This window comes from Williamsia sp. Leaf354 (assembly GCF_001424365.1).
Taxonomy (GTDB): domain Bacteria; phylum Actinomycetota; class Actinomycetes; order Mycobacteriales; family Mycobacteriaceae; genus Williamsia_A.
On the sequence record NZ_LMPL01000004.1, the window covers coordinates 319,753 to 339,943 of the forward strand.

Here is a 20,191-nt window from a genome sequence, read left to right on the forward strand (position 1 = left end):
GCGCCCCCGCCCCCGTCGATCGTTGCGCCCGGTCATCGGTCGTAGCCCGTCACGGTCCGAGTCCTCCTGCTCAGCCCTCGAACGAGAAGCGCGGGAACGCCAGATCGCCTGCGTAGCGGGCGGCGTCGCCCAGGCCCTCCTCGATACGGAGAAGCTGGTTGTACTTCGCGACGCGCTCGCTGCGCGCCGGGGCACCGGTCTTGATCTGGCCGCAGCTGCACGCGACGGCGAGGTCGGCGATGGTGGTGTCCTCGGTCTCGCCGGAACGGTGGCTCATCATCGTCTTGTAGCCGTTGTTGTGCGCGAGCGCGACGGCGTCGAGGGTCTCGGTGAGAGTGCCGATCTGGTTCACCTTCACCAGCAACGCGTTGGCGGCACCCTTGTTGATGCCGTCCTCGAGGCGCTCGGGGTTGGTCACGAACAGGTCGTCGCCGACGAGCTGCACCTTGTCGCCGATCGACTCCGTCAGCGACACCCACCCGTCCCAGTCGTTCTCGTCGAGCGGGTCCTCGATCGAGACGAGCGGGTACGACGCCACGAGCTCGGCGTAGAACGCCGACATCTCGGCCGCGGTCTTGGTCTCCTTCTCGAACGCGTAACCGGTTCCCGCGGTGTAGAACTCGGTCGCGGCGACGTCGAGCGCGAGCGCGATGTCGCGACCGGGGGTCAGCCCGGTCTTGCCGATGGCCTCGAGGATGAGGTCGAGCGCGGCCTTGGTGCCCGCGAGGTCGGGGGCGAAGCCGCCCTCGTCGCCGAGACCGGTCGAGAGGCCCTTGTCCTTCAGCACCGACTTCAGCGCGTGGTAGACCTCCGCGCCCCAGCGCAGCGCTTCCTTGAACGTCGGTGCACCGACGGGGGCGATCATGAACTCCTGCACGTCGACGCCGCTGTCGGCGTGGGCGCCACCGTTGATGATGTTCATCATCGGCACGGGGAGGATGTGGGCGTTGGGTCCACCGACGTAGCGGAACAGCGGCAGGCCTGCCGACTCAGCGGCGCCCTTGGCGACCGCGAGCGACACACCGAGAAGGGCATTGGCGCCGAGGCGCGACTTGTCCGCGGTGCCGTCGAGATCGAGCAGAGCCTGGTCGACGACACGCTGGTCGTCGGCCTCGATGCCGATGACCGCGGGGGCGATCTCGCCGAGGACGGACTCGACGGCCTTGGTGACGCCCTTGCCGCCGTAGCGGTCGCCGCCGTCGCGCAGCTCGACGGCCTCGTGCTCACCGGTGGAGGCGCCCGAGGGCACCGCGGCGCGGGTGAAGGTCCCGTCGTCGAGGACCACCTCGACCTCGACGGTCGGATTTCCCCGGGAGTCGAGGATCTCTCGCGCTCCCACCTGATCGATCGTGGCCACGTGGCGCCCCTTCGTCGTCGCTCGACGGCGTCGGTGAGACCGGGTGTCGGTCACCGAACGCCATGTTCGGGTCAAAGACTAATGCCAAGCACCCCGTCGACCGGCGTCTGACTCGCCCGCGCCGACGACCGACTCGGCCGCGGACGGCCGCACCGATGGCTAGAAGGCGACGTCGACCGAGTAGGCGTTGGCGTGATCGCGGACGTCGAGGACGTATTTCATCGAGTTGTTGTAGACCATGACCGCCTTCTCCCACCCCTGCGGCGTGGTCAGGTCGCCACCGGAGACACACAGGTACCGCGCCGCCGACAACGCCGCGTCGTCGATGTTGTCGGGGCTCGCGACCCCGTCACCGTTCGCGTCGACGCCGTAGCGCTTCCACGTCTCGGGGATGAACTGGAACGGTCCCATCGCGCGGTCGAGGGTGCTGTCGCCGTCGAGGGTGCCGCCGTCGGTGTCGGCGATCTTCGCGTTGCCCGCGGTCCCGTCGAGCAGCACACCTCGGATGGGTGGGCGCACGTCCCCGTTCGCCGCGACCGTCGAGCCCCGGTAGGTCCCGTGCTTGCTCTCCACGCCGGCCACCCCGGCCAGGGTGGTCCAGGCCAGACCGCATTCGGGGTGCTGTTGTCGTTGGATCTCCGCGGCGTTGCCGTAGGCCTCCATCGAGGTCAGCGGGATGCCGGTCGAGGAGGCGATCGGCTGCGCCCAGGCCTCGAGACGATCGGCCGTGCGGCCGGGGGCGTTGATGTCGAGGTAGGGGACGGCGGCACCCGGGCCGGGTGGGACACCTTCGGGGATCGGTACCGACTCCCGTCCCGGGAGGTCGATGCACGCGCTCGCCATCACCGCCACGAGCGGCGCCACCACCAGCGGTGCGAGCGTGCGAGTTCGACGGCGCGCGCCGACCGTCCGCGGTGATCGCACTGACCTGCGCACGGTCGACCCCTTTCTGTTCATCGGTCCAGCGTCTCAACTGCTCGGCGTCATTTATCGTTCCCACGCCGAGCGGGGTACTCTGCCGAAGTTAGCCTTACCGAACGTTGCACAGCCTTAGCTGAGCCCCGGCCAGGTCGTCCGACTCCGAAGGATCACGCCACATGAACTCCCCCTCCGTGGTGACCCAGCTGTTCGGTAGTGGACTGATCGGCGTCCGCGAGGGCCTCGAGACCGGGATCGTCGTGATGATCCTGGTCGCGTTCCTCGTGAAATCAGACCGGCGTGACGCGCTGCGGTGGGTGTGGATCGGCGTGGCAGCCGCGGTCGCCATGGTCTTCGCGGTCTTCGCGGGGATCCACTACGGCACCTCCACCATCTCCGGGCTGGCCGCCGAGGCGGTCGCCGGCGTCGCCTCGCTGGTCGCCGTCGTCATCGTCACGCTGATGGTGCTGTGGATGCGCGGGGCCGCCGCGCACATCTCGGGCGATCTGAAGGCGGGGATGGGCCGCGCACTCGAACTCGGCGCACCCGCCGTCCTCGCCCTGGCGTTCCTCGCCGTCGGCCGCGAGGGCATCGAGACGGCACTGCTGATGGTCGGTTACGCCGAGAACACCTCGGGCAGCAGCTGGCCGCTGGTCGGGCTGCTCATCGGCGTCCTCATCGCGGTGGGCATCACCGTCGGCCTCTACTTCGGCACCGTGAAGATCAACCTGCAGAAGTTCTTCACCTACACCGGTGCGTTCCTCATCGTCGTCGCGGCCGGGATCCTGGCCTACGGGATCCACGCCGTGCAGACCGTCGGTTGGCTCCCCGGACTGTCCGATCGTGCGTTCGACATCTCCTCGGTGTACGACCAGTCGTCGTGGTACGGAACGCTTCTCGGTGGCATCTTCAACTTCACTCCGGAGCCCACAGTGCTCCAGGTCGTCGCGTGGGTCGCCTACCTCGCCGTCGTGATGACCCTGTTCTTCCGCCCGCGTCGCAGCACCGGCCAGTCCACGGCCACCACACCTGCTGCGCGCGTCGAGACCCCGGCCGCACAGTGAGCCGGATGCTGAAAGGGAACCCGGTGACATCCAGGCTCATCACGACCACCGCCGCTTGCGCGGCGCTGGCGGCACCACTGCTCCTCACCGCCTGCACCGAGAAGGCGACGTCGTCGGAGAAGACGATCGCCGTCACCTCCACCGACAGCTCGTGCGACCTGTCGACGTCGGAGGCGCAGACCGGCAACGTCGACTTCACCGTGAACAACAACGGCGACAAGGTCACCGAGTTCTACGTCTACGGCAACAACAACCGTGTGCTGGGTGAGGTCGAGAACATCGGTCCCGGTCTCACCGGCAAGCTCACCGTCGAGATCGTCGACCCCGCCACCTACCAGGTCGCCTGCAAGCCGGGCATGGTCGGCGACGGGATCCGCAAGGACCTCACCGTCTCGGGCGAGAAGAAGGAGAAGTCGCAGGCGCCGGCCAGTGTCGAGACCGCCAAGCAGACCTACCTCACGTACGTCCGTGGCCAGCTCAACGGGCTGCAGGCGCAGACGAAGTCGTTCACCGACGCGATCATCGCGGGCGACCTCGACGCCGCGCGCGCGCAGTTCGGGCTCACCCGCACCTTCTACGAGCGCATCGAGCCGGTGGCCGAGTCGTTCCCCGACCTCGATCCCGCCATCGACATGCGGTGGGACGACACCGCCGACGGCACCGAGCCGTTCACCGGCTTCCACCGTCTCGAGCGTTTCCTGTGGCCGCCGCAGCAGTCCGATGTCGGCGAGCAGGGCAGCGACGTCGCCGCCGCCGACCTGGCCAACAGCCGCACCGCCGACTCCAAGGACGCGATCGACAAGGTCGCCGCGCAGCTGAACACCGACGTGGGTCGTCTCGTGACCGAGGTCGCCAAGCCCGACTTCACCTTCGAGACACAGTCGTTCGTGAAGGGTCCGCAGGCCCTCGTCGACGAGATCGCGGCGACCAAGGTCGGCGGTGAGGAGGATCGCTACTCCCACACCGACCTGTTCGACTTCGCTGCCAACATCGACGGCTCGGAGACCCTCATCGCCGATCTGCAGCCGGTCATCTCGGCGAAGAACCCCGCGCTGATGGACAAGATCACCGCGCAGTTCCAGACCATCCGCAACGACATCAACTCGTTCCGCTCCGGCGACGGCTACGTCTCCTACGACACCGTGCCGGCCGAGAAGCGGAAGTCGTTGTCGGATCAGATCGATGCCCTGTCGCAGTCGCTGAGCCAGGTTCCGGGGTTGGTGCTGGGTCAGTGACCGAACCCACCGCTCCCACTCCCGAACCACCGACGTCGTCTCGGCGGTTCTCCCGTCGCACGCTGTTCGGTGCGACGGGTGCGGGAGTGGTGGTCGCGGCCGCCGCGGGTGTCACCGGCGCCCGTCTCGCCGAGAGCGACTCGTCGTCGTCGGATGTGGTGGCGTTCCGCGGCACCCGACAGGCCGGCATCATCACCGAGGCCCAGGACCGACTCCATTTCGCCTCGTTCGATGTGATCACCGACTCGCGCGACGAGCTGATCGACATGCTCAAGCGCTGGACCGCGGCGGCCGAGCGGATGACCAAGGGGCAGGAGACCGTCGACGGCGGTGCCGTCGACCACGGCGAGTACAACCCTCCCGCCGACACCGGCGAGGCGCTCGGGCTCGAGGCCTCGGCGCTGACGTTGACCGTCGGTTTCGGCCCCGGCCTGTTCGGACCCAGCGCATCGGACCCGTCGCGCGCCGATCGCTTCGGCATCGGGGACCGCAAACCCGCTGCGCTGAATGATCTTCCGGGGTTCGCCAAGGATGCGATCGAGCCGTCACGCAGCCACGGCGACATCTGTGTGCAGGCGTGTGCCAACGATCCGCAGGTGGCGGTGCACGCCATCCGCAACCTCGCCCGTCTCGGTTTCGGCGTGGTGAGCGTGAGGTGGTCCCAGCTCGGCTTCGGTCGTACCTCGACGACCACCGCCAACCAGCAGACCCCGCGGAACATGTTCGGGTTCAAGGACGGCACCGCGAACATCCGCGCCGAGCAGACCGACGTCCTCGACCGGTGGGTGTGGGTCGATCCGGCCGACAACCCGGCCTCGGCCCAGTGGATGACCGGCGGCAGCTACCTCGTCGCGCGCCGTATCCGCATGGACATCGAGCCCTGGGACCGCGCGAACCTCTCCGAGCAGGAGGCCATCATCGGACGCACCAAGGGCGTCGGCGCGCCGCTGGGCATGACGCACGAGGACGACACCCCGAACTTCGCGGTCGCGACCTCCGACGGACCGACCATCGCCCGCGACGCCCACGTCCGACTCGCGCACCCGGACAACCTGAACGGCGTCCAGATCCTGCGCCGTGGCTACAACTTCACCGACGGCTCCGACGGTTTCGGTCACCTCGACGCCGGCCTGTTCTTCATCGCCTACTGCCGCGATCCCGGGGCCCAGTTCGTCCCCATGCAGCGACAACTCGCGTCCAAGGACGCGATGATGGAGTACCTGTCGCACAACGGCAGCGCACTGTTCGCGTGCCCGCCCGGGTTGAAGCCCGGCGAGTGGTGGGGACAGCACCTCTTCACCTGAATCCGATGCGATGGTTCTCGCTGAGCGAGAACAATCGCATCCGATTGCGTCGGTACGGTGGAGTCGTGGACATCGACCGCTGGCGGAGCCGACTCCCGGTCCGTCGATCCTCCGACGGCGAGATCATCGGATGGACGATCTCGAACCATCCCGACGACGAGGTCGTCGATGCGGTCAACCCGGTCGGCCAGGTGGTCGCCGCCGAGATCGACATCGCCGACGCCGCCGAGGTGTTGGCGGCACGAGGGCTCGCCTCGCTGACCGCGCCGTGCTGGGCACGGGCGCCGATCCCGATCACCCGGGACACCGATTTCACGCGGCCGCAACCGGACTGGCGGTGGCGGCGGGTGGCGATGACCCAGCTCGACGACAACGCCGTGTGGATCCGCGCCGCCTATCCGCATCACGCCGAGCGGTTCACCGAGGTCCCGCTGCGGCTGCCCGCCGACGACGTCCTCCTACTCGATCCGCCGACGACCGACGAGTAGTCCTCAGTCGATCGACACGAACCCGCGGCGCCAGTCGTCGGGATCGGGCGCGGCGACCCCGGCGGTCCGGAGAGCCTTCTCTGCGGCGCGCACCCGATCCATGAAGGCGACGATGCGGCTGCGCTGACGGTCCTCGAGACTGGCCTCCGCGTCGGAGGCGAGATGGGTCGCGAAGTGGATCGTCAGCAGCGACTCGGGGATCAGGTCGCGCGGGAATCCGGCCGCGTCGAGACGCTCGATCACCTTCTGCGTCAACGCCAACGCCGGTTGCGACACCGCCACCCCGTCCAGCACGGAGTCGCGGGCCTTCTCGGCGGCCTTGCTCTCCTCCCACTGCCGCAGCTGGGTCTCGAGGTCGGTCTCCCCCGCCAACACGCCGGCCGTGCGTGAGGAGATCTTCGCGGTGAACGCCCGTGCGACGTCGTCGATGTCGAACGGTTCGGTCGGATCGTCGGCGGCGATCCGTGCGTGGAACAGCACCTGCAACAGGATGTCGGCGAGTTCCTCGAGAAGGTCGGCGCGGCTGCCGCCCTCGATGGCGTCGAGTAGTTCGTAGGTCTCCTCGAGCAGATAGCGACGCAGCGAATCATGGGTCTGCGCCGCCTCCCAGGGTCCCGTGCGGCGCAGACGATCCATCAGCTCGACGGCCTCGAGCAGCGCCTCACCACTGCGCGGATCGGGCTCGGTCACGACACCGCGTGGTCGTCGGTGATCGTCGGGCCGCGCATGTCCCGCGAGCCCGGATCGGATCCGTGGATCACCAGCAACACGTCGGCGACGACCTGGATGAGTTCGACGTCGCGCACCCGGGCACTGCCGACCCCTGCGGTCCGTGGAACCGGAAGGGTGAGAACCGATGTCGTGGCCCGATACGACGATCCCGGGTAGATGCGCTTGATCCGGATCTGCTGGCTGTCGAGCAGTGACACCTGCGCGATCTTGACCTGGGTGCCGGCCATCCCGATCTCGGTGACGCCGAGTTCGCGCGCCAGCAGACGCAGTTTCGCCACAGACACCAGGCGCGACACCTCCGCGGGCAGCGGACCGTAGCGGTCGAGGAGTTCGTCGACGATCGAGGTGATGTCCGAATCGTCGAGTGCCGCCGCGAGTTTGCGGTAGGCCTCGAGGCGCAGACGGTCGGAGTCGACGTAGTCGGCCGGGATGTGGGCGTCGACCGGCAGGTCGATGCGGACCTCCCGGTTCTCCTCCGACATGATCGGCTTGCCGTCGGCCGCGGCGCGATAGGCCTCCACGGCCTCGCCGACCAGCCGCACGTAGAGGTCGAAACCGACCCCGGCGACGTGTCCGGACTGCTCGGCCCCCAACACGTTTCCCGCACCGCGCAGTTCGAGGTCCTTGAGCGCGACGGCCATGCCGGCTCCGAGTTCGTTGTTCTGCGCGATGGTGGCCAGCCGGTCATAGGCCGTCTCGGTGAGCGGCTTCTCGGGGCTGTAGAGCAGGTAGGCGTACCCGCGTTCGCGGCTACGACCCACGCGGCCGCGCAACTGGTGGAGCTGCGAGAGACCCAGCGCCTCGGCGCGGTCGACGATGAGCGTGTTCGCGTTGGAGATGTCGAGACCGGTCTCGATGATCGTCGTGCAGACGAGGACGTCGAACTCGCGGTTCCAGAAGCCGGCGACGGTGCGTTCGAGTTGCTCCTCACCCATCTGGCCGTGCGCGACCACGACCCTCGCCTCGGGCACCATGTCCGCGATGTTCTTGGCGGCCTTGTCGATCGAGCTCACCCGGTTGTGCACGAAGAACACCTGGCCGTCGCGCAGCAGCTCGCGCCGGATCGCCGCGGCGACCTGCTTGGGTTGATAGGCGCCGACGTAGGTGAGCACCGGGTGGCGCTCCTCGGGTGGCGTGAGGATGGTCGACATCTCACGGATGCCCGCCATCGACATCTCCAGCGTGCGCGGGATCGGCGTCGCCGACATCGTCAGCACGTCGACGTGGGTCCGCAGCGCCTTGATGTGTTCCTTGTGTTCGACGCCGAAACGCTGTTCCTCGTCGACGATCACGAGTCCGAGGTCCTTCCACCGGACCGCGGTCTGCAGCAGTCGGTGGGTGCCGACCACGATGTCGACGCCGCCCTCGGCCATCGAGTCGATGATCTCGCGCGACTCCTTGGCGTCGGTGAAGCGCGACAGCCCGCGGATGGTCACCGGGAACCCCGCCATGCGTTCGGTGAAGGTCTGCAGATGCTGTTGCGCCAGAATGGTCGTCGGCACCAGCACGGCGACCTGCTTGCCGTCCTGTACCGCCTTGAACGCGGCGCGCACCGCGATCTCGGTCTTGCCGTACCCCACGTCGCCGACGATGACGCGGTCCATCGGGACCGCCTTCTCCATGTCGGACTTGACCTCGCCGATCACCGTCATCTGATCGACGGTCTCGGTGAAACCGAAAGCGTCCTCCATCTCGGTCTGCCACGGGGTGTCGGGGGCGAAGGCGTGCCCCGGTGCGGCGTGACGCGCGGCGTAGAGCGCGACGAGCTCACCGGCGATCTCGCGAACGGCCTTGCGCGCCTTGCGCTTGGTGTTCTGCCAGTCCGACCCGCCGAGTTTCGACAGCGACGGCTGCTCGCCGCCGACGTAGCGGGAGAGCTGGTCGAGGGAGTCCATCGGCACGAACAGGCGGTCACCGGGGTGGCCACGCTTGCTGGGTGCGTACTCGATCACGAGGTACTCGCGGCGCGCACCGGCGACGGTGCGTTCGATCATCTCGACGAACTTGCCGATGCCGTGTTGATCGTGGACCACCATGTCGCCGGCGGTCAGCGCCAGCGGGTCGACCTGGTTGCGGCGCTTGGCCGGAAGTCGCTTGCCCTCTCGGGCACCGGCGACCCTCGATCCGGTGAGGTCGGCCTCGGAGACGATCACCAGGCCCGCATCGGGACAGATCAGTCCGTGCCGCAACGTGCCACAGAGGATGGAGACGATGCCGGGTTCCGGTGTCGAGCCGATGTCGCCGATCGTCGCGGGGACCTCCGCCTCGCCGAGGCGTTCGAGATAGCGCTGGGCCGTTCCCCGTCCGGCGACGACGATCGTCGCACGGCCGCCGGTGGTCACGTGCGCGCGCAACGACGCGAACGTCGTCGCGAGCTCGGTCTCCGACCCACGGGGTGCGGGCCCCGCGGCGAGATCGAGGCGCACGGTCGTCTCGTCGTCGATGTCGGGTGCGGTCTCGAGCGGACTCATCGTCCACCACGGTCGACCCGCGGCGACGGTGGTCTCCTGGACCTCGGCCAGGGGCCGATAGCTGCTGGCCTGCAGGTCGATCCCGCCGAGACCGTTGCCGTCCCCGGCGTTGGAGTCGAGCGGCGCGTCACCACCCATCGACGCCGCCGTCCACGACGCCTCGAGGAACTCCGCTCCGGTCTTCGCGAGGTCGGCGGCGCGTGTGCGCACCTTCTCGGGGTCGAGAACGAGGACGTGTGTGCCCTCGGGCATCACCTCGGTGAGCAACTGCATCTGTCCACCCACGAGGACCGGGATGAGCGCCTCCATGCCCTCGGCCGGCATGCCCTCGGACAGTTTCGTGAGCATCTCGGTGAGCGATCGATCGGTGCCCTCGGTGTCGATCAGCTCCGCGGCACGGGCCCGGACGGCGTCGGTCAGGATCAGTTCACGACACGGGTGCACGTGGACCACCGAGGCGTCGACCTCGGGTTGGCTGCGTTGGTCGGCGACGGAGAACGCGCGCTGCTCGGTGATCTCATCACCCCAGAACTCCACGCGCACCGGGAGATCGGCGGTCGTGGGGAACACGTCGAGGATGCCGCCGCGGACCGCGAACTCGCCGCGCTTGCCGACCATGTCGACGCGTTCGTAGGCCAGTTCCACCAGCCTCGCGAGAAGGGCGTCGAAATCGAACTCCGCGCCCTCACGCAGGGTGATGGGGTCGGTGTCGCCCACGCCCGGCGCCATGGGCTGCACCAGCGACCGCACGGTGGTGACGACCACCGTCAGAGGCGGCCCGTAGGCGGCGTCCTCCGGGTGGGCCAGGCGGTGCAGGACCTGGAGTCGCGCACCGACGGTGTCGGCGCTGGGCGAGAGTCGTTCGTGCGGCAGCGTCTCCCACGACGGGAACTGCGCGACCGCGTCACCGATCATCTGGCGGAGTTCGGCGGTCAGGTCGTCGGCCTCGCGGCCGTTGGCCGACACCACCAGCAGCGGACCCGAGGGCACCGCGGGATCATCGCCCGCCTGGGCCGCCGCGGCGAGCACGAAAGGCCGCGCCGCGTCGGGACCGGTGATGTCGAGTGCGCGACGCCCGCGCAGCGCGCGGATGCCGGCGATCGCCGAATCACCACACGCGACGGCCGCGAGTCCGGCGAGCGGATCGACGGGGGCCTGATCGGCGGGGCGCGCATCGACGGACGAGAGAGGAGATGCCACCACACGATGGTATTCGTCGGGGTTCCGCAGTCGGGCCTCGGCGGGTGAGGATGGTGACGTGCATCCCCCTCACCGCGATCACACAGCGAGCGATCACACCGTGACGACCGTCGATCAACTGCGGTCCATCGTGGGTCACCCGAACGAACGAGTCGCCACCAAGGTCCGCGACCGACTCACCGACGTGCACCGCGAGTGGATTGCCCAGTCGCCGTTCGTCGTCGTGTCGACCACCGGTGAGGGCGGCGCCGTCGACGTCTCACCCAAGGGTGACCCGCCGGGATTCGTGCGCGTCCTCGACGACACGACCATCGCCATCCCCGAGCGGCCCGGCAACAAGCGGGTCGACGGCTACCTCAACGTCCTGACCGATCCACACGTCGGGACCCTCTTCGTGGTCCCCGGTCGCGGCGACACGCTGCGCATCAACGGCATTGCCCGCATCGTCTCCGACGCCGACTACTTCGACGACATGGTCGTCTCCGGGAACCGCCCGATCCTGGCGTTGGAGATCAGCGTCGAGGAGACGTTCTTCCACTGCGCGAAGGCGTTCATGCGGTCGAAGCTGTGGGACACCGACACCTGGAATCCCGACGATCTGCCGAGCGTCGCAGAGATCAGCCACGCGGTGATGCTGAGCCCGGGGCTCGCCGAACTCGAGCGGCACTACGCCGAGGAGAACTACCGGCGCATGCTCTACTGACGCCCCGGGTCGCCACGGCATGTGCGGTGGCGGAGGACGGTCGTCGTATCGTGACGCCATGACCTGGACCGCAGCGCGACTCCCCCGTCTCGACGGCGTCACGGTGGTCGTGACCGGGGCGACCCGCGGGCTCGGCGTCGCCACCGCCCGCGGAGCGGCCGCCGCCGGGGCCACCGTGATCGTCGCAGGGCGCAACCACGACGCCGCCGATGCGGTCGCCCGATCGCTCGGCGGATCGAGCAGCGCGGCCACCCTCGACCTGACCGATCGCGCATCGATCGAGAAATTCGCCGACTCGATCGGCGAGATCGACATCCTCGTCCACAACGCCGGTGTGCTGCCCACCTCGAGGGTCGAGACCGCCGACGGTTTCGAGTCCGCGCTCGCGACGAACGTCCTCGGTCCGTTCGTCCTCACCAACCTGCTCGCCGACCGGATCCGCGGGCGAATCGTGGCCATCAACTCCACGGTGCACCAGGCCGGTCGGGTCGACTTCGCTGATCTGCACTTCGAGCGTCGCGCGTTCTCTGGCGCCCGCGCCTACGCCCAGTCGAAATTGGCCCAGGCGCTGTGGATGCTGGCGCTCGACCGCCGCCTTCGTGCGGCGCGGTCGGAGGTGACGACCGCGATGGCCCACCCCGGCTGGGCGGCTACCGAGATGACCGGGGTGACCCGTGTCGCCGCCGTCGACGCGGTGGTGAAATGGCTGGGCAACACGATCGCGAACACCGCCGTGGCGGGTGCGGCGTGCAGCCTGTACGCCGCGGCGATGCCCATCCCGTCGGGGAGTTTCGTCGGGCCCGACGGGTTCCTCGGGATGCGCGGCGCGCCCACGCTCGTCGGGCGATCGACACAGGCCGCCGATCCCGTTCTCGCCGAACGTTTCTGGGAGGTCGCCGCAGAGCTGACCGGATCGGAGCTGCCGACATGACCGTCACCGTCCGCGATGCGACCGCGGCCGATTGCGGCCAGATCGCCCAGATCTACCGCCACTACGTCGACAACTCGGTGATCACCTTCGACTACGAGTCCCCCTCGGTCGACGACTGGGAGGAACGCGTCGCCGCGATCACCGCGCGAGGTCGGCCGTTCGTCGTCGCGGTGGAGCCCGTCGACGACGGCGCCGAGACGGTGCTCGGCTACGCCTACCTGAGCGAGTTCCGTGCCAAGCGAGCCTTCGACTGGACCGCCGAGGACTCGATCTATCTCCGCCCCGACGCAACGGGGCGCCGGCTGGGGTCGACGTTGCTCGAGGAGCTGCTCACCCGTCTCGACCCGTCGTCGGTGCGCCGCGTGGTCGCGGTGATCTCGAAGATCGAATCCGACGTCTCGATCCGCCTGCACCAGCGGTTCGGTTTCAAACAGACCGGAGTCCTGGAGAGCGTCGGCTACAAACACGGTCGGTGGATCGACTGCGCGGTGCTGCAGTACACGGTCCCGGGAACAGAATCGGACTCTGGTCCGTTTTCTCCGTCATGAGTATCGCGAGTCCCGTCCGCACCCCCGCACTGTTCATCAGCCACGGGGCGCCGCCACTGCTCGACGACGAGCGCTGGGTCGGCGAGTTGGCCGCCCTGGCCACGGCGCTGCCCCGGCCCACGGCCATCCTGGTGGTGTCCGCACACTGGGAGTCGGCGCCGCTCACCATCGGGTCCACCGATCCCCGCACGCCGCTCACCTACGACTTCTGGGGATTCGAGCAGCGCTTCTACGACATCACCTACGCCCCGCCCGGAGCGACCGACCTCGCGCAGCGGGTGACGGCGCTGATGCCCGACCCGATGGTCGTCCATCACGATGCGCAGCGGCGTCTCGATCACGGGGCCTTCGTGCCCCTGACGGTGATGTACCCCGACGCCGACATCCCGGTGGTGCAGATTTCGCTGCCGACCCTCGACCCGACCGCGCTCATCGGCCTCGGTCGTCGGCTGCGCGAACTGCGCGACGAGGGCGTGTTGATCCTCGGGTCCGGTTTCACCACCCACGGTCTGCCCTTCCTCACCGACCCGCGGCCCGACGCGGTCGCCCCGGGGTGGTCGCAGGAGTTCGATGCGTGGACCGCGGAACGCTTCGCTGCCGGCGATGTCGACGGGCTGGTCGACTTCCGCAACCGCGCACCGGGAATGCCGTACGCGCACCCCACGATCGAGCACTTCGCGCCGCTGTTCGTGACCCTCGGGGCGAGCGACGACCCCGGCCAGATCCCCGATCAGGTGATCGACGGCTTCTGGATGGGATTGTCCAAACGCAGTGTGTCGCTGGGCTGATCAGCTCTCGACGGAGTTGCGCTCCGGGTTCCCGGACGCAGTGCCGTCCGATGTGTGCAGACCGTGTGCGGCATCGGCGAGTGCCGGTGAGATCTCGAGATTCGTGAGCCCGTTCCAGCAGAGGTTCACCAGGTGTGCCGCCACAACTTCCTTGGCGGGTTCGCGGACGTCGAGCCACCACTGCGCGGTCACCGAGACCATGCCGACGAGAGCCTGGGCGTAGAGCGGCGCGAGCCCGGCGTCGAACCCGCGGCGCTCGAAATCGCCGGCGAGGATGTGTTCCACCTGACTGATGGCGTCGTTGAGCAGGCTCGAGTACTTCGCGTCGGCGCCACCGCCATGGCTGCCGTGCACCAGGATGCGAAAGCCGTCGGTGCGGTCCTCCATGTAGGTCAGCAGGGCGAGGGCGACACTCTCCACACGCTGTCGCGAGCGGTTGGTGGTGAGCGAGAGCGTCACCATCTCGAGCAGCGTCTCCATCTCACGGTCGACGATGACCGCGTACAGACCCTCCTTGCCTCCGAAATGTTCGTATACAACGGGTTTCGACACCGCGGCGCGCTGGGCGATCTCCTCGACCGATGTGCCCTCGAAGCCACGTTCGGCGAACAGACCGCGCGCGACGTCGATGAGTTGCAGGCGACGTTGCGGACCGGTCATCCGGGTCCGGGGGGCCGCCCGGACCTCCTTCTCGGCATCGGCCGGCCTGTCGACTGCCATGTCATCACCCCGCCCGTGTCCGCGCCGATCGCGGTGATCGGCGGTGATCGCTTGTCCCGATCCTTCCATCTCCAGACACCCGCAGGGCCGGTCGCACTAGTTTCGACCCATGATGGATCTCGTCGAGATCTCCGACCGCATGGAGATCACCGCACTCATCACCGACTACTCGACCGCCGTCGACACCCGCGACTTCGACCGGCTACGCGAGCTGTTCACCCCCGACGCGGTGATCGACTACTCGGCGGTCGGCGGCACGGTGGGAACGACCGAACAGGTGGTGCCGTGGCTGCGTGAGAACCTCGCCCTGTTCTCCGACTACCAACACCTCAACGGCAATCACTCGATCACGCTCGACGGAGACACCGCGTCGGCGACCACGATGTGCTTCAACCCGATGGTCGTCGCCGGAGGCGACAAGCAACAGATGCTGCTGGTCGGGGTCTGGTACCACGACACCTTCGCCCGTATCGACGGCACATGGCGCTTCACCGGCCGCCGCGAACAGAAGAGCTTCATGCACGCGATCTGAACAGATTTGCGGCGCAAACGAAACATATTTGGTACGGTGGCGTTCCGAAGAAGAACTCAGACCACTGCGCTGAGATGTTCAGCGCCCCAGAGCATCGGAGTCGCCGTGAAGAAGTTGTGTGCCACCACTCTGGTCGCCTGCGCCGCGGCCATCGGGATGATCAGCGGGGTGGGAACGGCATCGGCCGCCACGGACCCGATCGCCGACCTGGTCATCTACCGGTTGCCCGCCGAGCCGGGGCTGGCGTGCAGGCTCGCGGTGACCAACAACGGTCCGGATGCCGTGCAGGTGCAACTTCTGCCACTCGATCTCATGGCGAAGGGCTACCGGAAAGATCTCGGACCGGTGAACCCGGGACAGTCGGTCGGCGTCGACTTCATCGACTGCACCAGACCGTCCTATTCGTCCAACTTCTTCTTGTACGTGAAGGGATCGGGCCTCGACGGCACCGCGAGCTACGACCCGAACCCGCTCAACAACATTCTCCCGCTGAACAGCTGACTCACCGGCGGTTTCCCGCCGAACCCACGAGCTCCCCCACCAGGACTCGAACCTGGAATGCCTGAACCAAAATCAGAAGTGTTGCCGATTACACCATGGGGGACCGACGACGATCCGTCGCGGCAATTGTGCCATGCGGCCGAGGGTCAGCGAGCGCGCCACTCGATCGCATCGGCGAGGGGCATGGGGTGGGCGATGTGAAAGCCCTGGACGAGATCGGCGCCCTGGTCGATGGCCATCTGCCGCATCGCCTCGTCTTCGACGCCCTCGACCACCGCGCGCGCATCGAGTGCGTGCGCCAGCGCAATCGCGGCCCGCAGGATGTTGACCCCTCGTTCGGACTCCGCGGCCCGCCAGAGCAGCGACCGGTCGATCTTGATGATCCCGGGTTCGATGCGATCGAGGAGTTCGAGGTTGGAGTAGCCGGTACCGAAATCGTCGATGCTGATCGTCGCGCCGAGTCGGCGCAACAGCGCGAGGGTGTCGATCGCACGACTCTCGGGTTCGAGGAGGACCGACTCGGTGACCTCGACGACGACGAGACCGAGCCCACCCGGCGGGTTCCAAGAGAGCAACCAGTCGGTGATGTCACGCTCGTCGAGCTCGCTCGCCGAGAGGTTCACCGCAACCGGGACACGGTTCTGGCCCAGCCGCGCATGGAATTCGCCGGTGTCGTGCGCGAGGCGCTCGAGCACGATCCTCCCGAGAGCCCGCATCTGCCCGGTCTCCACCGCGTGACCGATGAACTCTGACGCGCTGATCACCGATCCGTCGCGGCGCCAGCGCAGCAGCGCCTCCATCATCGCCACCTCACCGCTGTCGGCGTCGACGACCGGCTGGTAGAACAGCTCGAACTCGTTGCGGCTGATCGCTGCTCCCAGTCGCTGGCGCATCGCCGCCCGCGCATCGGCGGCCTCGTTCATCTCCGGCGCGAAGTAGGCGTGCCGATCGCGACCGCGACTCTTCGCCACGTACATCGCGGTGTCGGCGTTGTGCATCAGCTGATCGCCATCGGAGGCGTCCTGGGGGTACATCGCGACACCGACCGACGCCGACACATACGCCAGGGAGTCCTGCAGCGGGATCGGCTCGCGGATCGCGGCGAGAACGCGCAACGCCAGGTTGTCCAAGGTGTCGAGATCGCGCATTCGCGTGACCAGCAGGGCGAACTCGTCTCCGCCGAGGCGTCCGACGATGTCGTAGCGCCGCGCCGTCTGCTGCAGTCGGGTGGCAACTGTCGCGAGCACCGCGTCGCCCGCCCGGTGACCGAACCGGTCGTTCACCTCTTTGAACCCGTCGAGATCGACCCACAGCAGAGCGATGTCGTGCAACCCGGCCCGCATGAGCTCGTCGGCCTTCGCGAGCAGGTAGTTCCGCGTGAGCAATCCGGTCTGGAGGTCGTAGTGCTCGCGCGTCGCCAGCGCCGCCGAGACCTCACGCATGCGCGAGACGTCGCGGATGAGCGCGACGCCGCCGGGAACACCGTGACCGCTCTGCACGTCGTCGGTGTCGCCCTCCAGCGACACCTGCTGGACCTCGACGGTCACCTGGCGTGCCGCACCGTCAGCGGTCATGATCCGCCAGGACCGGGACCCGGTTCCGTCGACCTCGCCTCCACCGGCCTCGTCCACGTCCATCAACACCGTGAGGGGCGTTCCGATCAGCGAGGACGGCGAGTACCCGATCAGCTCTGCGACACCACGATTCGCGGACAACACACGCTCGTTGGCGTCGAGGATCAGGATGCCGGTGTCGGCGGTGTTCAACACCGCGTCGAGGACCGCCGTCCGTTGGGCGGCGAGACGAATCACCTCATGGGTCTCGGTCACATCGATCGCGCTGCCGATGATGCGGCCGTCTCCGTCGGGGTCGAAGACGGCGGATTCGTCGAGCCACCGCACGCTCTCGTCCGGCCGGATGATGCGGTACTGCACCCGCCATCGATGGTCCGCCGCGGCCATCGCGGTGCGTACACGTTCGCGGTCGTCGGGATGGATCGCTGCGTGGAGAAGTCCGGGATCGGCCATGACGGCGGCCCGATCGAGACCGTAGATCTCCTCGACCCGCGAGGTGATCATCAGCAGTTCGTTGGCCGCGCTGCGCTGCCAGACCACCTCACGCACCGACTCGGCCACCCGCTCCAGGTTGTGCAGAGCCGCCTCGCGGTCGCGGCGCGCGGCGGCGAGGTCGCCGACGTCGAGCACGACGACGAGCGCACCCTGCACCTCGCCGTCGGAGCCGATGTACGGCTGGGTCTGGACAAGAAGGTCCTGGTCCTCTCCGGACACGTCGCGCATCCGGGATTCGCGCAGACGGATGGTGGCCTCGAGGTCGGCGACCAGATCCGGCAGGGGCAAGGTGGTGGGCACCGCGGGCAGCGGTCTGCCGATGTCCTCGACGATCAGGGAGAACAGTCGCACGGCCAACGGTGTGTAGCGCGTCACCCTCAGGTCCCGATCGACGATGACCAGACCGCTGGTCAACGACGACTGGATGTTGTTCAGGTCGCTGTTGAGACCCACCAACTCCTCGCTCCGGAGTTGGAGCTCGGAGTTGAGTGTCGACAGCTCCTCGTTGGTGGCCTCCAACTCCTCGTTCGACGCCTGGGCCTCCTCCGAGGTCGCCTGCAGTTCCTCGGCCGAGGCCTGCAGCTCCTCGTTGAGTGCCTGCAACTCCTCGTTCGACGAGCTCAGGTCCTCGATCGTCGACTGCAGCGCGTCCTGGGTGGCCTGGAGGTCCTCGTCGATCACGACATCGTCGCGGCCGGATGGTGCCGGGGCCGTCTCGACGGAATCGGGCAGAGGGCGGAAGGACACCACCGCACCGGAACCCGCGGCCGGGAGCTGAGCGACGGTGATCTCCACGCGGCGGGCTCCGGGTTCGACGACCGTGCGGGTCACCCGGTCGGGCTCGGAATGGCGCAGCTGACTGAGCATCGTCCGCACGACGGTCCGGTAGCGCTCACGGATCAGATCCACCACGTGACCGGTGTGTCGACCCACCGACACCGCGCACCACGACGACACGTCACCGATGACCTCCACCACGGTCTCGGCGTCGTCGAGCACGAGCGACGGAGAAGCCACGGTCGACAGCAACTGACGCAGTGCATCGGCCGTGGGCTCACGGCCGGCCGCCGTCGAGAGAACGGGTTGGACATACAGCGGCGGGAGGTACCGACCGACCGGCAGGTGGTTGTGCCGCACGGACATGCCTCGGCGGTAGAGCCGGTGCACCGGATCGACGACGGCGAACAGGCCGTCGGCCCGCGGTATCCGCTCGGACTGGCCGAGCACCAGCATCCCGCCCGGGACCATCGCGAACTGACAGAGCTGCAGAACCCGTTCCTGCAGGTGACTCTGGAAGTAGATCATGGTGTTACGCAGGGAGATCACGTCGATCCGCGGAAAGGGTGGGTCGTAGGCGACGTTGTGACGCGCGATCACGACGGCCTCGCGCAGCTCGGGGATCACCTCCCAGTCGGCGTCGACACGACGCATCCACCGGTCACGTAGATGCTCGGGAACCGCGGCGACGGCCGCCTCGGGATAGCGACCACGACGGGCCACCGCCAGTGCGTGCTCGTCGAGGTCGGTGGCGAACACGCGCAGTCGCATCGGCATGTCGCCGGGGCGTTCCCGGAGAGCGTCGGCGGCGAGCATCGCGATCGTGAACGCCTCTTCGCCGCTCGCGCAACCGGGCACCCAGATACGGAGTTCGGCGCTCGCGGCGAGGCCCGCGACGAGGGCTCGGAGGTGGACGTCGAAAGCGGCCCACACCTCGGAGTCGCGGAAGAACGCGGTCACGCTCACCAGGACGTTCCGGCTGAGTGCGATCGCCTCGGTCGAGTCCGCGGCGACCCGCCGGAGGTAGGCGTCCACGGGAAGGTCGACGAGCCGTTGGCGCCGGTGGATCTGGCGGATCAGCGTCGAACGCTTGTACCCGGAGAAGTCGAGACCGGTCGCGTCACGGATCACCTCGATGACGCGCTCGAGCACATCGTCGTCGAGGCCGTCCGCGGAATCCGCGGCCGTCTCCCCGTCCGGCGTGTCGAGGACCCGGGCGATTCCCGCCACCATCCGGTCGACGGGCAGAACCAGGTCCACCGCGCCGGTCGCCAGTCCCGCGCCGGGCATGGCGGGAAATGTCGCCGTCGACGGCTCCTGGATCACCACCATCCCGCCGGCGCTCTGGATCGACTCGACCCCGGAGGAACCGTCGTCGCCGGTGCCCGACAGCACGATCGCCACCGCGTCGGACCCCATGGACAGGGCCACCGAAGTGAACAGGCGATCGATGCTGGGCCACGGTCGACGGTCGCCGTCGGGGGCGACGACCCTCAGCACCCCTCCGTACAGACCGAGGTCGCACCCGGGCGGGGCGACGAACACCGTGTCCGCCGCGACAGGGGCACCGTCGGTGGCCGAGACCACCGTCAGCGGGGTGGCGTCGTCGAGGAGCTCGGGGAGGTGGCTCTCAGCGGTCGGTGCGAGATGCTGGGCGACGACGAAACACAGGTTCCGACCACGAACCGCGGTCGCGAACAGTCGCGTCAGAGCGTCGAGACCACCGGCTGAGCTGCCGACGGCGATCACGCGGGGGGCCACCACCGACCCGACGTCGTTCGTCTCGTCCACGTATCGGGCCTCCCCGGCGTCCGACTTCGCAGACCCCGGCCGAGCCTATGTCACCGCACGCG

General features: G+C 68.2%; 16 protein-coding genes and 1 tRNA gene. 10 read left to right on the plus strand and 7 right to left on the minus strand.

Going from position 1 to position 20,191, the window contains the following annotated elements; translation table 11 throughout:
* Positions 1 to 70 precede the first annotated feature (70 nt).
* Together eno and ASG12_RS15990 are read right to left on the minus strand one after the other, a co-directional pair.
* Positions 71 to 1,357, minus strand: coding sequence for a phosphopyruvate hydratase (gene eno, locus ASG12_RS15985; protein ID WP_045822009.1), 1,287 nt, complete (start codon positions 1,355 to 1,357; stop codon positions 71 to 73).
* Between the two features lie 159 nt (positions 1,358 to 1,516).
* Positions 1,517 to 2,314 carry a lytic transglycosylase domain-containing protein gene (locus ASG12_RS15990; RefSeq protein ID WP_055791676.1) on the minus strand — a complete coding sequence of 266 codons (798 nt, stop codon included), beginning with the start codon at positions 2,312 to 2,314 and terminating at the stop codon, positions 1,517 to 1,519.
* Positions 2,315 to 2,454: 140 nt separating this feature from the next.
* On the opposite strand from ASG12_RS15990, the gene efeU reads away from it, so the two are divergent.
* The 4 genes from efeU (at position 2,455) to ASG12_RS16010 (ending at position 6,366) form a co-directional block, all read left to right on the plus strand.
* The gene (gene efeU / locus ASG12_RS15995) at positions 2,455 to 3,339 is read left to right on the plus strand and encodes an iron uptake transporter permease EfeU (protein WP_055791678.1); all 885 of its coding nucleotides are present in this window, start codon (positions 2,455 to 2,457) and stop codon (positions 3,337 to 3,339) included.
* 5 nt (positions 3,340 to 3,344) lie between these two features.
* Positions 3,345 to 4,574 (plus strand): iron uptake system protein EfeO, encoded by a 1,230-nt coding sequence (efeO, locus tag ASG12_RS16000; protein ID WP_055791682.1) that lies wholly within the window; start codon positions 3,345 to 3,347, stop codon positions 4,572 to 4,574.
* Positions 4,571 to 5,878: an iron uptake transporter deferrochelatase/peroxidase subunit gene (efeB, locus tag ASG12_RS16005; RefSeq protein ID WP_055791686.1), complete on the plus strand. Its 1,308-nt coding sequence runs from the start codon at positions 4,571 to 4,573 to the stop codon at positions 5,876 to 5,878. The genes efeO and efeB overlap by 4 nt, the downstream gene beginning before the upstream one ends.
* 65 nt (positions 5,879 to 5,943) lie before the next feature.
* Complete coding sequence (locus tag ASG12_RS16010) at positions 5,944 to 6,366, plus strand: hypothetical protein (protein WP_235457168.1); 423 nt, start codon at positions 5,944 to 5,946, stop codon at positions 6,364 to 6,366.
* Between the two features lie 3 nt (positions 6,367 to 6,369).
* Here ASG12_RS16010 and ASG12_RS16015 read toward each other — a convergent pair whose 3' ends face one another.
* Together ASG12_RS16015 and mfd are read right to left on the minus strand one after the other, a co-directional pair.
* On the minus strand, positions 6,370 to 7,056 hold the full coding sequence (locus ASG12_RS16015) for a MazG family protein (protein ID WP_055791692.1): 687 nt from the start codon (positions 7,054 to 7,056) through the stop codon (positions 6,370 to 6,372).
* Positions 7,053 to 10,769 carry a transcription-repair coupling factor gene (gene mfd, locus ASG12_RS16020; protein ID WP_055792204.1) on the minus strand — a complete coding sequence of 1,239 codons (3,717 nt, stop codon included), beginning with the start codon at positions 10,767 to 10,769 and terminating at the stop codon, positions 7,053 to 7,055. Before mfd ends, ASG12_RS16015 begins: the two co-directional genes overlap by 4 nt.
* A gap of 100 nt (positions 10,770 to 10,869) precedes the next feature.
* Between mfd and ASG12_RS16025 the strand changes: the two genes are divergently transcribed.
* Genes ASG12_RS16025 through ASG12_RS16040 form a run of 4 tightly spaced genes read left to right on the plus strand, consistent with a single transcriptional unit; the run spans position 10,870 to position 13,739 of the window.
* On the plus strand, positions 10,870 to 11,472 hold the full coding sequence (locus tag ASG12_RS16025; RefSeq protein WP_055791696.1) for a pyridoxamine 5'-phosphate oxidase family protein: 603 nt from the start codon (positions 10,870 to 10,872) through the stop codon (positions 11,470 to 11,472).
* 58 nt (positions 11,473 to 11,530) lie between these two features.
* Positions 11,531 to 12,403 carry an SDR family NAD(P)-dependent oxidoreductase gene (locus ASG12_RS16030; protein ID WP_055791699.1) on the plus strand — a complete coding sequence of 291 codons (873 nt, stop codon included), beginning with the start codon at positions 11,531 to 11,533 and terminating at the stop codon, positions 12,401 to 12,403.
* Entirely contained in the window at positions 12,400 to 12,951 is a 552-nt protein-coding gene (locus ASG12_RS16035; protein WP_055791702.1) for a GNAT family N-acetyltransferase, read from the plus strand. Before ASG12_RS16030 ends, ASG12_RS16035 begins: the two co-directional genes overlap by 4 nt.
* Positions 12,948 to 13,739, plus strand: a complete 792-nt coding sequence (locus tag ASG12_RS16040; RefSeq protein ID WP_055791705.1) for a dioxygenase family protein — start codon at positions 12,948 to 12,950, stop codon at positions 13,737 to 13,739. The genes ASG12_RS16035 and ASG12_RS16040 overlap by 4 nt, the downstream gene beginning before the upstream one ends.
* Here ASG12_RS16040 and ASG12_RS16045 read toward each other — a convergent pair whose 3' ends face one another.
* Entirely contained in the window at positions 13,740 to 14,459 is a 720-nt protein-coding gene (locus ASG12_RS16045; protein WP_055792207.1) for a TetR/AcrR family transcriptional regulator, read from the minus strand.
* Between the two features lie 109 nt (positions 14,460 to 14,568).
* On the opposite strand from ASG12_RS16045, the gene ASG12_RS16050 reads away from it, so the two are divergent.
* Positions 14,569 to 14,991, plus strand: coding sequence for a nuclear transport factor 2 family protein (locus tag ASG12_RS16050; RefSeq protein WP_055791708.1), 423 nt, complete (start codon positions 14,569 to 14,571; stop codon positions 14,989 to 14,991).
* Positions 14,992 to 15,096: 105 nt separating this feature from the next.
* Positions 15,097 to 15,492 (plus strand): hypothetical protein, encoded by a 396-nt coding sequence (locus tag ASG12_RS16055; protein WP_055791711.1) that lies wholly within the window; start codon positions 15,097 to 15,099, stop codon positions 15,490 to 15,492.
* A 31-nt stretch (positions 15,493 to 15,523) separates the two neighbouring features.
* Here ASG12_RS16055 and ASG12_RS16060 read toward each other — a convergent pair.
* A tRNA-Gln gene (locus ASG12_RS16060) sits at positions 15,524 to 15,595 on the minus strand.
* Positions 15,596 to 15,638: 43 nt separating this feature from the next.
* Entirely contained in the window at positions 15,639 to 20,129 is a 4,491-nt protein-coding gene (locus ASG12_RS16065) for an EAL domain-containing protein (RefSeq protein ID WP_055791714.1), read from the minus strand.
* Positions 20,130 to 20,191: the final 62 nt, after the last annotated feature.

Coding starts and splice junctions, on each gene's coding strand:
- ASG12_RS16030 (WP_055791699.1), top strand. CDS start 11,531: ATGACCTGGACCGCAGCGCGACTCCCCCGTCTCGACGGCGTCACGGTG.
- ASG12_RS16050 (WP_055791708.1), top strand. CDS start 14,569: ATGATGGATCTCGTCGAGATCTCCGACCGCATGGAGATCACCGCACTC.
- ASG12_RS16035 (WP_055791702.1), top strand. CDS start 12,400: ATGACCGTCACCGTCCGCGATGCGACCGCGGCCGATTGCGGCCAGATC.
- ASG12_RS16045 (WP_055792207.1), bottom strand. CDS start 14,459: ATGGCAGTCGACAGGCCGGCCGATGCCGAGAAGGAGGTCCGGGCGGCC.
- efeU (WP_055791678.1), top strand. CDS start 2,455: ATGAACTCCCCCTCCGTGGTGACCCAGCTGTTCGGTAGTGGACTGATC.
- ASG12_RS16040 (WP_055791705.1), top strand. CDS start 12,948: ATGAGTATCGCGAGTCCCGTCCGCACCCCCGCACTGTTCATCAGCCAC.
- efeO (WP_055791682.1), top strand. CDS start 3,345: ATGCTGAAAGGGAACCCGGTGACATCCAGGCTCATCACGACCACCGCC.
- ASG12_RS15990 (WP_055791676.1), bottom strand. CDS start 2,314: ATGAACAGAAAGGGGTCGACCGTGCGCAGGTCAGTGCGATCACCGCGG.